Origin of the sequence: Paenibacillus amylolyticus, from assembly GCF_047302515.1 — a bacterium.
Taxonomy (GTDB): Bacteria; Bacillota; Bacilli; order Paenibacillales; family Paenibacillaceae; genus Paenibacillus; species Paenibacillus amylolyticus_G.
This window is the reverse complement of record NZ_CP168019.1, coordinates 6,476,134-6,490,556: the sequence shown is the minus strand read 5'-3', so window position 1 is coordinate 6,490,556 and position 14,423 is coordinate 6,476,134. Positions and strand designations below refer to the sequence as shown.

Annotated in this window: 11 protein-coding genes; 6 read left to right on the top strand and 5 right to left on the bottom strand. The window is 48.2% G+C overall.

Translation table 11 applies throughout. The annotated features are described in order from the left end of the window. Positions 1–8: 8 nt before the first annotated feature. A complete protein-coding gene (locus ACDJ59_RS28445) occupies positions 9–1,202 on the top strand; it encodes an MFS transporter (RefSeq protein WP_036667790.1) in 1,194 nt (397 codons plus the stop codon). A gap of 669 nt (positions 1,203–1,871) precedes the next feature. Here ACDJ59_RS28445 and ACDJ59_RS28440 read toward each other — a convergent pair. Beyond that, positions 1,872–3,605 carry a glutamine--tRNA ligase/YqeY domain fusion protein gene (locus ACDJ59_RS28440; RefSeq protein WP_413406980.1) on the bottom strand — a complete coding sequence of 578 codons (1,734 nt, stop codon included), beginning with the start codon at positions 3,603–3,605 and terminating at the stop codon, positions 1,872–1,874. 259 nt (positions 3,606–3,864) lie between these two features. Here ACDJ59_RS28440 and ACDJ59_RS28435 point away from each other — a divergent pair, with 259 nt between their 5' ends. Beyond that, the gene (locus tag ACDJ59_RS28435; RefSeq protein ID WP_076253656.1) at positions 3,865–4,128 is read left to right on the top strand and encodes a DUF2164 domain-containing protein; all 264 of its coding nucleotides are present in this window, start codon (positions 3,865–3,867) and stop codon (positions 4,126–4,128) included. 33 nt (positions 4,129–4,161) lie between these two features. Then, positions 4,162–4,710 carry a GNAT family N-acetyltransferase gene (locus ACDJ59_RS28430; protein ID WP_036612698.1) on the top strand — a complete coding sequence of 183 codons (549 nt, stop codon included), beginning with the start codon at positions 4,162–4,164 and terminating at the stop codon, positions 4,708–4,710. A gap of 113 nt (positions 4,711–4,823) precedes the next feature. On the opposite strand, the gene ACDJ59_RS28425 is transcribed toward ACDJ59_RS28430, so the two are convergent. Then, positions 4,824–5,612: an SDR family oxidoreductase gene (locus ACDJ59_RS28425; RefSeq protein ID WP_413406979.1), complete on the bottom strand. Its 789-nt coding sequence runs from the start codon at positions 5,610–5,612 to the stop codon at positions 4,824–4,826. 26 nt (positions 5,613–5,638) lie between these two features. Then, positions 5,639–6,139 (bottom strand): N-acetyltransferase family protein, encoded by a 501-nt coding sequence (locus tag ACDJ59_RS28420; RefSeq protein WP_413406978.1) that lies wholly within the window; start codon positions 6,137–6,139, stop codon positions 5,639–5,641. A gap of 271 nt (positions 6,140–6,410) precedes the next feature. Between ACDJ59_RS28420 and ACDJ59_RS28415 the strand changes: the two genes are divergently transcribed. Then, a complete protein-coding gene (locus ACDJ59_RS28415; RefSeq protein ID WP_413406977.1) occupies positions 6,411–7,610 on the top strand; it encodes a methyltransferase domain-containing protein in 1,200 nt (399 codons plus the stop codon). 79 nt (positions 7,611–7,689) lie between these two features. On the opposite strand, the gene ACDJ59_RS28410 is transcribed toward ACDJ59_RS28415, so the two are convergent. After that, a complete protein-coding gene (locus ACDJ59_RS28410; RefSeq protein ID WP_413406976.1) occupies positions 7,690–11,082 on the bottom strand; it encodes a GH36-type glycosyl hydrolase domain-containing protein in 3,393 nt (1,130 codons plus the stop codon). A 161-nt stretch (positions 11,083–11,243) separates the two neighbouring features. After that, positions 11,244–12,233 carry a LacI family DNA-binding transcriptional regulator gene (locus ACDJ59_RS28405; protein WP_413406975.1) on the bottom strand — a complete coding sequence of 330 codons (990 nt, stop codon included), beginning with the start codon at positions 12,231–12,233 and terminating at the stop codon, positions 11,244–11,246. A 197-nt stretch (positions 12,234–12,430) separates the two neighbouring features. On the opposite strand from ACDJ59_RS28405, the gene ACDJ59_RS28400 reads away from it, so the two are divergent. Beyond that, positions 12,431–12,661 carry a hypothetical protein gene (locus ACDJ59_RS28400; RefSeq protein ID WP_413406974.1) on the top strand — a complete coding sequence of 77 codons (231 nt, stop codon included), beginning with the start codon at positions 12,431–12,433 and terminating at the stop codon, positions 12,659–12,661. A gap of 101 nt (positions 12,662–12,762) precedes the next feature. Further along, entirely contained in the window at positions 12,763–14,409 is a 1,647-nt protein-coding gene (locus ACDJ59_RS28395) for an ABC transporter substrate-binding protein (RefSeq protein ID WP_413406973.1), read from the top strand. Positions 14,410–14,423: the final 14 nt, after the last annotated feature.

Sequence of the window (14,423 nt, the reverse complement as noted above, 5' to 3'; positions counted from 1 at the left end):
ATCCCTCATTGGTTTCTCTGAAACTATATAACTTTTTCATATATGGAGCCATCTCCATCTTCGCCGGATTCCTGCAGCTTTACCTGCAAGAGATTGGTATGACCAAACTGGAGATTGGCAGTCTCATGGCGATTGGACCCTTTGTGTCCTTGTTTGCCAACCCGTTCTGGGGTTTCTGGAGCGATAAATCTCGCAACATTCGCATCATTCTGATGATTATGATGGGAGGCACATTTGTGCTCGCCCAGGGTGTATTCTATGCGCCCACTTATACATGGATCTATGTAGCCATGATTTTCTTTTATTTTTTTCAAAGTCCATTATTCGCCCAAACGAACAGTCTGATTCTCGGATATATCGATGGGACAACCCAAAAATTTGGGTCATTCCGGCTCTGGGGTTCACTCGGTTGGGCGCTGACTGCTGTCGCTGCCGGACCGCTCATTGACCGTTTTGGCATCGGCAGTGTATCTATTATATTTGCGTGCATGATTGCCACCGCCTTTGTATTATCCGTATTTCTGCCCAGACAGCCAATCGCTTCGGATACACCCGTGGTTACTTTTCGGCGGTTTGGCAAAGTCATGTTCAATCCGTATTTTATGGCATTTATCGGCCTGGGTGTACTCGTATCGGTGCCTAATGCGATGAACAGTACTTTTATGTCACTATATATTGTAGAAATGGGTGGTGACAAACAGATGGTCGGCTGGGCCATCTTCACCTCATCCATACTTGAAGTCGGTGTCTTCCTGCTGCTCGACCGCTTGCTCAAACGCAAAATGAGCATGCTCCTGGCATCTCTCATTCTGATCAGTGTGCTGTTTGCACTGCGCTGGCAGCTCATGGCACTGGCTAACAACCCGCTGGAGATTGTATTCATTCAGTTAATGCACTCCATTACGTTTGGTGGGTACTTCTATGTGGGTACGCAACTGACCATGCTGTTCATTCCAAGACCTTATCGTTCCTCCGGTCAAGCGGTGTATACGATGGCCTGGGGCGGTCTCTCCGGCGTCATTGCCGGTCTGTTCGGCGGCTGGTTGTTCCAGAGCTTCGGTGCAGAAATCATGTATAGCATTGGCGTATTCTTCTCGCTCATCGGCGCTGTTGGATTTAGCATCATGTGGTTATCGAATCGACGTAACGGCTATCAGCCAGTTGTATTGACAGAGATGGGTAATATGGATGAGGACAGATAATCTTTTGTTAGAAAGAGTTGAGAGATCGTTTTACACAAGAGCATTACGATGACAGAATACCCTTCCGATCGCTGTTATCCCCGGATTTTTTGATTCCCTTTTCAAAGGGTAAAATCCGGAGATAAAGGCGAACGCTCCGCTTCTTCAGGTTATTTCTGTCCTCTACGTTATGGTGTAACATCAGCGTACAAAAAACCGAAACAAAAGATTAAGAATAGGTGCAGTAAAGAGGAAGGCGTCTAAGGTTTGTTGCTCCTAACGAACCTTAGACGTCTTATTTGCAGCAATTTCACGAAATTCTAAAGCTAAAGAATCTCAGCCACCTTATTTGGCATAAAAGACGCTGAAAACCCAAAAAAGACAAGCCAAATGAGGAAATAAGGTGTCTACGATTCATTACGTTGCTGGAATGCCCAAATACACTTAAATAGCGTGTCTTCGGTTCGTTAGATTCTTGTCGCATACGCACATCTATGGCCTCAGCTCATAGTCATGTTCATGTTCATCCGAGATTGTATTACTAAGTCTTAAACTGGACCTGGCTAAATCCAGAAAAAAATAAAGGGCATCCTTCGCCATGATTATGACGAAGGATGCCCTCCCTTTAACTTATAACTTGGCTGCTTACCAGCACTCTGATGAACAGGCCATAAATTTCTTCCAGCGGCCTTACGCCTTCGGCAGTTGGAACGAGCTTTTCAGGGATACGACCCGGTTAAATACCGGACGTCCTGGTTCGGAATGTTTCGGATCTACACTAAAGTAACCGTGACGGAAGAATTGGAATTTATCCTGAGCATTCGCTTCTTTCATCTCTTGTTCCACATACCCATTAACAATCTCAAGGGAGTTCGGGTTCAATTGATCTAGGAACGTTTTCTCTGGTTGCTCTTCCACAACCTCAGTTTCAGCCCCAGCTACTGCCACTTCGACCTCTGCTTCCGGTGCTTCATCCAGGATCAACGGCTCGTACAGACGGAATTCAGCAGGTACCGCTTGAGTCGCTTCTACCCAGTGGATTGTTCCTTTGACTTTACGGCCAGTGAAGCCACTGCCGCTCTTTGTCTCCACATCATAGGTACAATGAATCTCAGTCACATTACCTTCTGCGTCCTTAATCACATCATTACATTTGATGAAGTATGCATGTTTCAGACGAACTTCGTTGCCAGGGAACAAACGGAAATATTTGTTCGGCGGATTCTCCATGAAATCGTCTTGTTCAATATAAATCTCACGGGAGAACGGAATTTGGCGATTACCCATCTCCGGGTTCTCCACATTGTTCTCTGCTTCAAGCCATTCCACTTGCCCTTCAGGGTAGTTGGTAATAACCACTTTGAGCGGGTGCAGGACAGCCATCGTTCGTGGAGCTTTCAGTTTCAGGTCTTCACGGACAAAGTGCTCCAGCGTTTGCAGGTCGATAACTCCATAGTTTTTGGAAATGCCTGTCTCATATACAAAATCACGAATAGCTTCCGGTGTATAACCCCGGCGGCGCAGACCCGAAATCGTTGGCATACGTGGATCATCCCATCCATCTACATGTCCTTCATCTACGAGCAGTTTCAGCTTCCGCTTGCTTGTTACCATCTGGGACAGATTCAGGCGACCAAATTCGTATTGACGTGGTTGGTTCTCCATCTCACACTCGGCAATAACCCAGTCATAGAACGGGCGCTGATCCTCGAACTCCAAGGAGCAGAGGGAATGCGTTACACCTTCAATTGCATCTTCGAGCGGGTGAGCAAAGGCGTACATTGGATAGATACACCATTTGTCGCCCGTGTTATGATGGTGTGCATGTGAAATCCGGTAAATAACCGGATCGCGCAGATTGATATTTGGTGCAGACATATCGATCTTGGCACGCAGCACTTTCTCTCCGTTCTTGAATTCACCTGCACGCATACGTGTGAACAGGTCGAGATTCTCTTCCACCGAACGATCACGGTACGGGCTGTTCTTACCCGGCTCCGTCAGCGTTCCGCGCATTTCACGGATTTCGTCGGCGCTTTGGTCGTCGATGTAGGCTTTACCTTTTTTAATCAACAAGACAGCACGATTGTACATCTCGTCAAAATAATCCGAGGCAAAACGTTTCTCGTTCCACTCGTATCCGAGCCATTTCACGTCTTCCTGGATCGATTGAACGTACTCTACATCTTCCTTGACCGGGTTCGTGTCATCAAAGCGCAGATTCGTTTTGCCGCCAAATTCGCCGCCCAGCGTAAAGTTAATCCAGATCGCCTTGGCATGGCCGATATGCAGATAACCGTTCGGTTCCGGAGGAAAACGGGTAATAACTTCTTGGACTTTCCCAGACCGGAGATCTTCGGTAATAATATTTTTGATAAAGTTAGGTGGGGTTGTACGATTGTCCACAGGTATCAAACCTTTCATGAATGGATTGGAGCCTTAGGGAATTGCAGCAATTCCGGCTATAATTCCTTAATAACGAAGTCATTTCCTGAAAAAAACTATTTTCTTGGAAAGTTTCGTACGCGTTTCATTTAAATATACCTTTAACGGGGGAGGAGTTCAATAAAGAACGGCACCAAAGTCAGGATAAGCCGTGCATAAATAGGCCCTAAACCATTTTGACGGGTTCGCTCGAATCATGTAGCATGATAGTAAAAACAAATTAAAGGGAGGGTTTCCCATTCCATCGAACTCGCTTAAACTGACCAAAGAACAGCAGGATGAAGCCATTCGCACCATCCAGTCGTATTTCGAAGAGGAACGTGGCGAAGAACTCGGCGATCTGGCCGCTTGGGGTGTCCTCGACCTGTTCATGACACAGCTCGCTCCCTACATATATAATCAGGCACTCCGTGACGCACGCACAACGGTTAATCAACGCATGGCCTCAATGGAAGAAGACCTGTTTGCACTGGAGCAAAAGTTGCCCAAGACTTCCCGTTAATCCACTAATTTAAAAAGAAAGAAGGTTGCATTCATGTTTACCTATTCATTGGATGAATATACCGAGCTCCGGCCGCTGGCCATGGAACATACCAAACCGCTGTTTGAACTGACGGATCGTTCGCGGGATCAATTGAGACATTGGTTGCCGTGGGTGGATCATGTGACAGAAGTGGAACACACCTCAAACTTTATTACCAACGCGTTAAAACAAGGTGCCGAGAATGGCGGCTTCACCGCCGGAGTATGGTCAAAAGGGGATCTAGCCGGCGTCATTGGATTCCACGAGATTAACTGGACCAACCGCTCGGTAAGCATCGGATATTGGCTTGGCAAAGGTTTTGAGGGTCAGGGCTTGATGACAAGCGCTTGTCGCGTTCTGGTTGATTATGCTCTGGTGACCCTGGATCTGAATCGCGTCGAGATTCGCTCGGCAACGAATAACAAACGGAGTCGCGCTATCCCTGAAAGACTCGGATTTGTTCTCGAAGGTGTCATTCGTCAGGCAGAGAAACTGCCTAAAGGTTACGTGAACCATGCGGTGTACGGCATGCTTCAGCATGAATGGGAACTCTTGCGCTAATTCGCCTACATAATAAATCGGAGTGATCTCTCCCAACATAATGGATCAACACGAATACCCTCGATCTCCACGAAATGTGGTGACAGAGGGTATTTTATTGTATTCAATGACTTTTATAGGGCTCGGACCATGCCACCATCCACGATCAATGAGGTTCCGGTAATGTACGTATTGGCCCCGGATAACAGGAACACCACCGCTTTGGCAAACTCCTCTGGTTGACCATAACGGCCGAGTGGGATCTCCTTGCGGAACTGTTCAGAGACCTCGTCCTCACTGATTCCATTCTGCTCAGCCCGTGCTGCATCCAGCTCACGTATACGGTCTGTTGCAATACGTCCTGGCGCCACCGTGTTGATCAAAATACCGTATGGAGCAAGCTCCTGGGATAACGTCTTCGCCAACCCAAACACGCCGGTACGCAACGTGTTGGACAGCACCAGACCCGGAATCGGCTGTTTCACCGAAGTTGAAGCGATATTCACAATGTGTCCTCCGCTTTCTTTCATATAAGGAAGGGCACCGCGAATCAGCCTTACATAACTGAGTACATTTAATTCAAATGCACGTTCCCAATCTTCATCGGTCAGTGACTCAAATGAACCCGATGGCGGGCCACCCGAATTGTTCACCAGAATATCAATCTGTCCGAACATTTCTGCTGTCTTGTGAATCAGAGCCTCAATATCTTCCTTGCGTGTCACATCGGTTGCACAATATTCCACACGTCCACCACCACCAAGCGCCAGAAGCTCCTGCTTCACTGCTGCGAGCTTTTCTTCGCTCCGGCTGGCAAGCATGACGTCAGCACCTTCTGCTGCCAATTGAGCGGCTACCGCTTTGCCCAGTCCTCGACTGGAAGCCAGCACCAGTGCTTTTTTACCTTGAAGTCCCATGTCCATCGTTGTTCCTCCTCCTCAGCTACTTTCTATTTGATCTGGATAAAATAACCCATAAGAATATCATCCACATACTTGCCTCCGATATAAAACTCGGACACCAACCTGCCTTCCGTCACAAATCCACACTGTGTATAGAACGTAATCGCTCCCGGATTGCTGGAAAGTACGCGCAGCCTGAGCTTGCGAACGCCTTGTTGGGCCGCATGCTGCTTGATAGCATCCATCAAAGCTGTAGCAATGCCACAACGCCGATCATGAGGGTGAACTGCAATATGAATCTCGTAGACATGACGGTTGACCGGCATACCTGTGGCTGGCTGAAAGCCCACATAACCACATACCCGCTCTCCCTCCACCGCAATCAATTGACTGCCTGGCGGACAATGCTGCAGATATTGTTGTCTGGAGCGCCAATGCATCGGCGCAGGAGAGGTGTATTTGTCCCATACCAGGGCATCCAACTCCATTAGCTGGGCTGCATCTTTAATCTCGGATGGACGAATCGTAAATGTATGGCTGGTAAGCATAATGATTCAACCTTTCGTGCTATAGTCGACAACGCTGTACGTTACAACATCGGGTGATTTAAGAAAGTTAAGAGAGTTAAGAAAGTTAAGAAACTTTAGAAATACGTTGTTCGTTTGCTTCACTGTTTACATATATTCGTTCTATATATTGTAGCATAGCCTCAGCTTTGACTAAAATTCCACTCGGTATTGAACCTTTTCGCAAAATAAAATAAACACTTAACCTTGCCGTTACGTCATAGTTTATACTGATTCGATAAGGAGGGGATGCATGATGAATATCAAAGAGGCAGCAAGCAGGCTTGGTATATCGGCGAGAGCCATTCGTTTTTATGAGGAAAAAGGATTAATTCTCCCCGCCAAACAGTCCAGTAACGGTTATCGCACATACACCGAGAATGATATCTGGCGGCTTCAGACCATTGCTGCGCTGCGTGAGATTGGCATGTCGCTACAGGATATTACACAAGCGCTCGGAGAGATTGATCAAGGAAACCAGCAGCGGCTGGAAGAATATCTGGAACTGCAACAGGCCGTCATATATGCCCAGTGGATTGAGCTCAAACGTATGATGGATACAACCCAGCGCATGATTGACCTGAATCGTCAGGACGGCCCGTTGGATGTCAGCCATCTGCACGATCTCGCAGACAGTGCCCGTCGCCTGCGTGAAGCACGGCAGAACTGGCATGATCGGTGGAATTATGACACGCAGGCAGCCATCCACGATCAGCGAGTGCAGGCAGAAGGCAGAGTCAGTACTGAACACCCCAATTCAGAGGACAGGCATCATTCGGCCACCCCCTCGCCTATAAGCGATGAGAATGAAGTTTCACATCCAAACCATAATGTAGGTCATTCCACGCCGGGCGATTCCAATGATACGGTACAGTCTTCCTTTTATCTGTATCACAACTATGACGAAGCGCTCGAACAGACAGCTCATTGGATCTCTCCCGCCCTTGGTGAGAAAGGACTTGATATTGGTACAGGCACAGGTAATCTGGCTGGGAAACTGCTACAGCACGGCGCAGACATGACTGCAATCGACCAATCCCGGGAGATGCTACGCAGATGTCGTACCAAATATCCTGAGATGCATGTGAAACTTGGTAATTTTCTGGCGTTGCCTTTTACCGATCATTCCTTCGATTTTGTTGTGTCCAGTTTTGCTTTCCATCATCTAAGTCCAGATCAGCAACTATTGGCTTTACAGGAGATGCAGCGGGTATTAACCTCGCGTGGACGTATCGGTCTAACGGATCTGATGTTTGTTGATGCGACTCACCGTGATTCCTATATTCGGCAGGCAGAAACCACAGGACACGAGGAACAGCTGCGCGCCTTACGCGAGCGTCACTTCCCTCTGCTGAGTGAGCTATGCAGCTGGCTGGAGCAACAGGGATACGTTACGAAGAATGTGCGGCATAATGAGCTGTTGCATACGTTACTGGCGGTTCCGTTGCGGTGAGCAATCATGAGCATATGCCAAAAAGGCCATCCCGCCTTGAATAAAGGAGGATGACCTTGGTGTACATCATGCTATGAAATTACATATAGATATCAACAACCGTACGCTCAGTTGCACTGCGTGCTTGTCTGAACTCATCAAGCGAGATGCTTACTCCGCCCTGACGGTAACGGTTCGCTGTACGCTCGGTACGAATGTCCTTACCGTTCACTGCTACACGGCTCACAGCACCTTCATTCAAGTGATAGATGAACGTCACTGGCTCACCCGCATACTCGAATTCGAATTGCATGCCGTTCAGCTCAGCTGGCAATACCGGGTCAATGACCAGATCGCCGCCCTCTTGACGAATGCCAAGCGCGTTGGAGATCAGCTGGTTCATGTAGATTCCAGGGCCGCTGGAATAGATTCTCCATCCGCCTTTCACCTGTACAGTCCCTTTACGAAGCTGGTCAAAATGCTCCTGAGCCTCGTAACGCGTATTAAACTTGCCGTCCGAACTACTGAAGTATGAGTTCGCTTGGCGAATCTCCGCGTTAGGTACAACCTCGCCGATACCAACCGGGTTGATCATCGCGAGACCATTCCACACCTGATCTGTCTTGCCGAGCTTCGCCATCGCTTCCACGTAACGGATATGGGCGTGTACATATTGCAAACCAATCTCACGTCCGAAGTTGGATGCTTGCTCTGCACGTTTGAAGTGTGTGCTTACTCCGCCAGCATATTGAGCCGGACGATTCATCAGACGCACGCCATCCGGGCACAGGAACTGTTCACGGATCAATGCGTAGTGAGACTCTGCTTGCTCCGCATTCAGCAACTCACCGATCATGCTGCGCGTCATTGGCAACAGGCGATATTGAATGCCTGTCTCTGTGTCCGTTGGATGAAGCATCAGCTTCGCTTGGTCGGCTTCTTCCATGTATACAAAACCTGGAATCACATCTGTGCCCAGCATGTAACGGTTAAAGTCCTCACGGATGCCTTGAGCCAACACGTCAAGCTCCTGTGCAAAGTCCGCATCCTTGAATTTCAGCGCTTGCGAGAGCACATTCACGGACTGATACGTCAATGCCACCGTCCAACTGCTCACCATGTATTGCTTCAGCTGTGCATTGGCTGGTTGGAGCGTATCATCCCAGTCGCCATCTCCGTAGGAAGACAGGAACGTATCGTGCAGGAAGTGCGAACGGATATATTCAATCTCTTTTTTGGCGTGATCCAGTACCGTTGCCGTCTCTTCCGTGAACCCGAAGCTATGTTTAACGGTATAAGGTACTTTCTCATCCAGGATTGCATAGTCGCGAGTCGCTGTCAGGTAGTCCGCCAATACTTTCAACGGCCATACGATGATATCGCCATGGCTCTCTTCCTGTTGGATCGCAAAGTATTTATCAAACATGAACCATTGCGGCCAGTTGCCATCATCTTCATATTGGTGGGTATAAACCATTTTGATGATATCGCGAACTTGCTCATATTTTTGCGTTGCCATAAAGTACTCCACCGGACCTTGGCACACATCCCGTGTACCCCAAGCCGCGCCGCCATACTGCTCCAAACCGTGAGGCACGGAGTAGTGAACCAGCATATTGTGGGTGTACCACCAAGCCAGCGCATTTACTTTAAACAGATCCTCTGCACTCTGACCTTCGCCACGGGACAAACGGAATCCGTTCATCACACCTGCGAAGAACTCGCGGTATGCCTGCACTTCCTCTTCAAACGCCAGGCTTGAGCCTGCTACCATATCGCTGTCCGCTTGGCCTTCCAATACCCCTTGTACCTTCAGCGTCCATTCAGCACTTGCTTCCAGACTAAGCGTAACCAGCGATGCGGAACCACTGCGGATACCACTTGCCAGCAACGTTTCGTCCCCTACATTCACAGCTGCGCCATCGACCGACATACGGTATTGCAGATCTGGATACGTTCCTGCACTAATCGCTTGTGGATCAGCCTTGAAGATCAAAGTATCGCCATCCTGCGTCATATGCAGCGGATATTCGTACTCATTCACATTCATCGTAATCTGGTTTGTTACCAGGTAACGGTATGCCGTGCCACTTGTGGAGCGTACGTTCATGCTCACTTCCGTGGTGTGTGCCCCTGTGTAGTTCGTCACGATGATCGTATCGGATGCCGTTTTGTAGATCCAACGTACATAGTTGAAGCCAATTTCGAACAGGGAAGGCATCGTCAGCAGACGATATTGTCCGTCCATTTCCACATAGATGCGTTGTCCCGCCGTTTTCGGCACGTTTAATGCATTGCGGGCATTACTGATCATTTTATTAAAATTGGTGTTACCAATAACGAGTTGTGAGTTGAAAATACCGTACATATACGATGTTGTCGTAATAACCTGTGCTCCAAGTTGCACGTTGCCACCACTCATCAGAATGTGACCGTGCGGACGCTCTACGAGCAATTCTTTTGCTTTCAGAACGATATGCTCATAGCTGCCTGTGAAGAAGGACAACAGTTCCTCACCACTGTGCTCTTCCTGCTGACGATCAGGGAACAGATCATGGATCTCATCTTGCGTCAGATCGAGTGTTACCAGTGGTTCACCAAGGAAGGAGGACAGTTTCACCTGTTCCAACGTATCACCATTTTCCACAGTCAGAGCCTGTACTTCATTCCATGCTGCGGTAACTTCATCTCCGAACTCCAGTGCAGAGATTCCTTCGGCATGATTAGGCTTCGCCAGTCCATAGAAGACCACCTGAGCTTCTCCGTTCAGATTCAGCAGTTCAGATTGCAGCGCCGTGTAAGCAAATTCATACTGATACGTCTCATTTGCCAGCGTTGGGCGATTCAAGCTCTCTGGTTGATTCGTTTCCTTGTACGACAGACCGAAGAATTGGAATCCATCTGTGGAGTAACCAACTGCTTTGGTCAGGGAACCTTGTTGCATATATGGAAATGCGCCGCCCTGAGGCTGGTTTTGACGGGAACAAACGACATAACCTTTCGCTTCATCTTCAAACACCGTATGGTCAATGTATTGTGACAGATAAGCTTCATTACTGCGTACCGCACCTGGATCTGCAAGCCCAACATCCTGTCCGTATACCACGTCTACGTTATGTTGTTGTCCTGTGAGCTTCACATCCCAGAACCATACACCTTGAGGTGTAGCCGTAAATACGACCTGATAGCCAATGCCTTTTTCGCTACCTTCCAGCTGGACTGTGCCCTCCCAGATCAACTGGTTGCTGGATTGTGCCTTGCTTGTAATCACCTTGCTGTTCGAATGTACACCGAGCAACGGGAACGAGCTGATATTCTCTCCCTCATGTACACGCAGGTACAGGTTGTTCAATGATCCATCAATCTGGTTGCTGAGCAACTGGTTCAACATCGTTGTACCGGATGTAGCCTGGTATAGGTCGCCACTGTTCAAAAAGGTAAAGGATAACTCTCCGGCACTTAACCGGATCGGTTCATTAATCATCGTTGTCATAAGGTTCACTCCTTGAATTAGTTAAAATCGAAACGTTTCGATAAGTTTGAAAAAGAATAGGGGCCTCTTCAAACCGGCCTTTTACAGCCCGTCCGGACGATAACCCCATCATTAAACTTTCACTTCAGCATGCAGGCAGTTCTTTGTTGTTCAGACTCAGTCTAAACCGAACGTACAGAGCTGCGCTCGATCATACTAATCGTTAGCGTATATGAAGGGTCAACCTCTTCGCCATTGAGCATCTGGAATAACAGATGTCCGGCGAGGGACCCGGCTTCATGCTTCGGCTGGCGTATCGTTGTCAGTGGTGGATGCACATATTCGGACAACTGAATATCGTCAAAACCGATCACGGAAATATCATCCGGCACCGATACACCACGCTCTTCCAATGCCTTCAGGCCGCCAATCGCCATCTCATCGTTACCGTAAAATACCGCTGAGGGAAGATCGCCCTGCATGATCATCATCTTGGTTGCACTGTATCCGCCCTCACGTACAAAATTACCGTTCAGACGCCATTTGGACTTTTCTTCAAGTCCCGCTTCCCGCATCGCTCGCAGATACCCTTGGTAACGGAGCGCGTTGTCATATGAGTTGGATGGGCCGCTGATATAAGCAATCTTCTGATGTCCAGCCTGGATCAGGTGGCGGGTAGCAAGGTAACCCCCCTGCTCTCCATCCACCAGCACGTTGACCAGATGGTCACTCGACAGCTGACGATCCATCACAATGATCGGAAAACGATGACCGGCAGATTCCACCAGAATATCATCATGGATGTTATGCGCCAGAATGATGGCTCCATCTACTCTTTTTTCACGCAAAAATCGCACTGCCGTTGAGTCCCGTCCACCCATGGAGCTGCACGCAATCAGGTCATACCCGTTCGCGAGGGCTACATCCTGTACACTACGGATCAACTCCGAGTAATACGGGCCCGACAGATCGGTCAGGATCAAAGCGATCGTGTTTGTCCGGCTCCGTTTCAGGTCCATGGCAAAGCCGTTCTTGCGGTAATTCAGTTCTCGTGCTGCCTCAAGCACTTTAGCCTTGGTCTTGGCACTAACCTTGCTATCCCCGCTCAGCGCATAGGAAGCAGTCGAGAGTGCTACACCTGCCAGCTTTGCCACATCCTTAATCGTTGCCATTCCACGTTCGCTCCTTCTAAACTAAAACAAATTCAAGGTTATCTACATTCTATACGATACATGGTTAGAACAACCACTAAATCCTTCATTATCATTTATTAATCTTTATACATATCATAGCGATGGATGTCAATCGAAACGTTTCGAGGTGTTCTCAAAAAAAATCCTCGTTTCCATCCTTATGGGGCCACGGTTGAATGCGTCCCGTTCCAATCCATACCATTAGTGATGGTCATGACACGTCTTTCAATCTGGTGCTCTATAAACAGTTCGTGCCTAATACAATGAAACTGGCAGTAGAAGCCAGATTGAAACGTTTCGACATTTTCATTATAGTCGGTGTTGATAGCGATTTCAACCACTTTATCTATTTTTCACAGAAAAAGTTGAATTGTCCAATCTGTCCATCCACGTCTCTCCGTTTATAGTATATACTGCATAATAGTCGAGATCCGAGAATTACGCCAGTACACCAGGGACATGAGACGAAAAATGCCCCTGCTGACTTATGTAAGGAGACAGTTATCTAATGAATATTTCCAAGCCTATTTACCATAAAAAATCGCTGTCCCGTCCCATTTCCTTGCAGAAGATTCAGTCCGTACCTGTTGCCCTCTTCAAGCTATGCCATCTGGTGCAGCTTCACGACCGCGAGGCATTCTCTCGCATAGATGAGATGTGGAGCAATCTTCATGTGCTATACGTCATTACTGCTGGCCAAGCCAGGTTGATCAGTACAGAGGGTAAACTGACATTAAATGCAGGCTGTGCAGTCGTTCGACAAGCTGGAACCCTGCTTCAGCACGAGAACAAGCGCGGCTCCCTGTCGCCAGTACAGGGCATTGCTATTGCTTTTGATTCCACTGAAAATGAACAGCTGTTCTGGCCGTTCGGGATACCAGTTCCCATTGCGAGTCGTACTCTCACCGATAGGGCAGTAGAGCTGGTTCAAGCCAGTACGGCAGGCCGTGATTCCAGCCCCTTCAGGCCACATATGCTTTTCTATGAGTTACTGGATATTTTGCGGGATCATGTGGCTCATTCTGCTCATGAAGATCACTCCTGGCTTGATGCCGTGCTCAGACATATCCATCAGATGTATACTCATCCCTTAACCCGCGAACAATTGGCAAGGGATGCAAATGTGAGCCCTGAGCATTTTTCACGGGAGTTCAAGAAACATACAGGTCTTACGTTTGTTGAATATGTAACTCGTCTCAGAATCAGAATGGCTCAAGAACATCTGTTGTTCGCGAACCCTACACTACAGGATATTGCACAACTGACAGGCTACAGGGACACCTTTTATCTAAGCCGCAAATTCAAACAGATGGTTGGATCAGCACCAACACACTACCGGAAAATGCCCAAAAAGATTGTATCTTTGACTTACAATTATACGGCTTCACTTCTGGCATTGGGCCACACTCCCCACATGGGCGCCGTCGCCAGCTGGATGGAAGAAAAACTGGGGGAACATGGTCATGATGGTCATGAGCAATTTGAGCAACATTCCGAATACGAGCTGGTTAAACATACGGATCTGATTGCAAACGCTCAGCCTGATGTCATTATCGGGTATGCACCGCATCCCGCTTCGGATGAACTACGTCTGATCGCACCGACCATTCTGATGCCCTTTGAGGAAATCGATTGGCAGGAGCAGCTTCTTCTTTTGGGCAGAATTACCGGGCTTGAGTCCAATGCACAAGCGTTGTTAGATCAATATCATCAACTGGAGCAAGAAGCCAATCATACGTTAGACCAACAGATGGAAGGAACACGAGGGTCCGCCGTTTGCATGTTTATGATTGGAGAAGACGGGGCTTATATCTATGGTCATGGCTGGGGCAGAGCTTCTCATGTACTGTATCAATCGCTGGGCTTCACTCCACCCTCACGTATGGAGCAGGACGGGCAGTTACTTACGGGGTACGTTCATGTTCCGTTGTCCGAGATTCACTTGTATGCCGCAGATCACATGTTTGTCGCCTTCCCTGAGGAACCTGCCGAACGAGAAATGCTGGATAACCTGCTGAATCAGGAATCCTGGGACACCCTATCCGCCGTTCGTGAAGGACGTGTATACGAGATTGATGCCGACATGTTCTATGGATTTGATCCCTTGTCCGTTATGGAGCAGTTGCAGCATATCATGCGTCACCTCACATCATAATTGTCCATGCAGTA

Bases quoted from the DNA above. Each gene is read 5' to 3' on its own strand.
- ACDJ59_RS28440 (WP_413406980.1), bottom strand. From the start codon at position 3,605: ATGAAAGGTTTGATACCTGTGGACAATCGTACAACCCCACCTAACTTT.
- ACDJ59_RS28430 (WP_036612698.1), top strand. From the start codon at position 4,162: ATGTTTACCTATTCATTGGATGAATATACCGAGCTCCGGCCGCTGGCC.
- ACDJ59_RS28425 (WP_413406979.1), bottom strand. From the start codon at position 5,612: ATGGACATGGGACTTCAAGGTAAAAAAGCACTGGTGCTGGCTTCCAGT.
- ACDJ59_RS28420 (WP_413406978.1), bottom strand. From the start codon at position 6,139: ATGCTTACCAGCCATACATTTACGATTCGTCCATCCGAGATTAAAGAT.
- ACDJ59_RS28415 (WP_413406977.1), top strand. From the start codon at position 6,411: ATGATGAATATCAAAGAGGCAGCAAGCAGGCTTGGTATATCGGCGAGA.
- ACDJ59_RS28410 (WP_413406976.1), bottom strand. From the start codon at position 11,082: ATGACAACGATGATTAATGAACCGATCCGGTTAAGTGCCGGAGAGTTA.
- ACDJ59_RS28405 (WP_413406975.1), bottom strand. From the start codon at position 12,233: ATGGCAACGATTAAGGATGTGGCAAAGCTGGCAGGTGTAGCACTCTCG.
- ACDJ59_RS28400 (WP_413406974.1), top strand. From the start codon at position 12,431: ATGCGTCCCGTTCCAATCCATACCATTAGTGATGGTCATGACACGTCT.
- ACDJ59_RS28395 (WP_413406973.1), top strand. From the start codon at position 12,763: ATGAATATTTCCAAGCCTATTTACCATAAAAAATCGCTGTCCCGTCCC.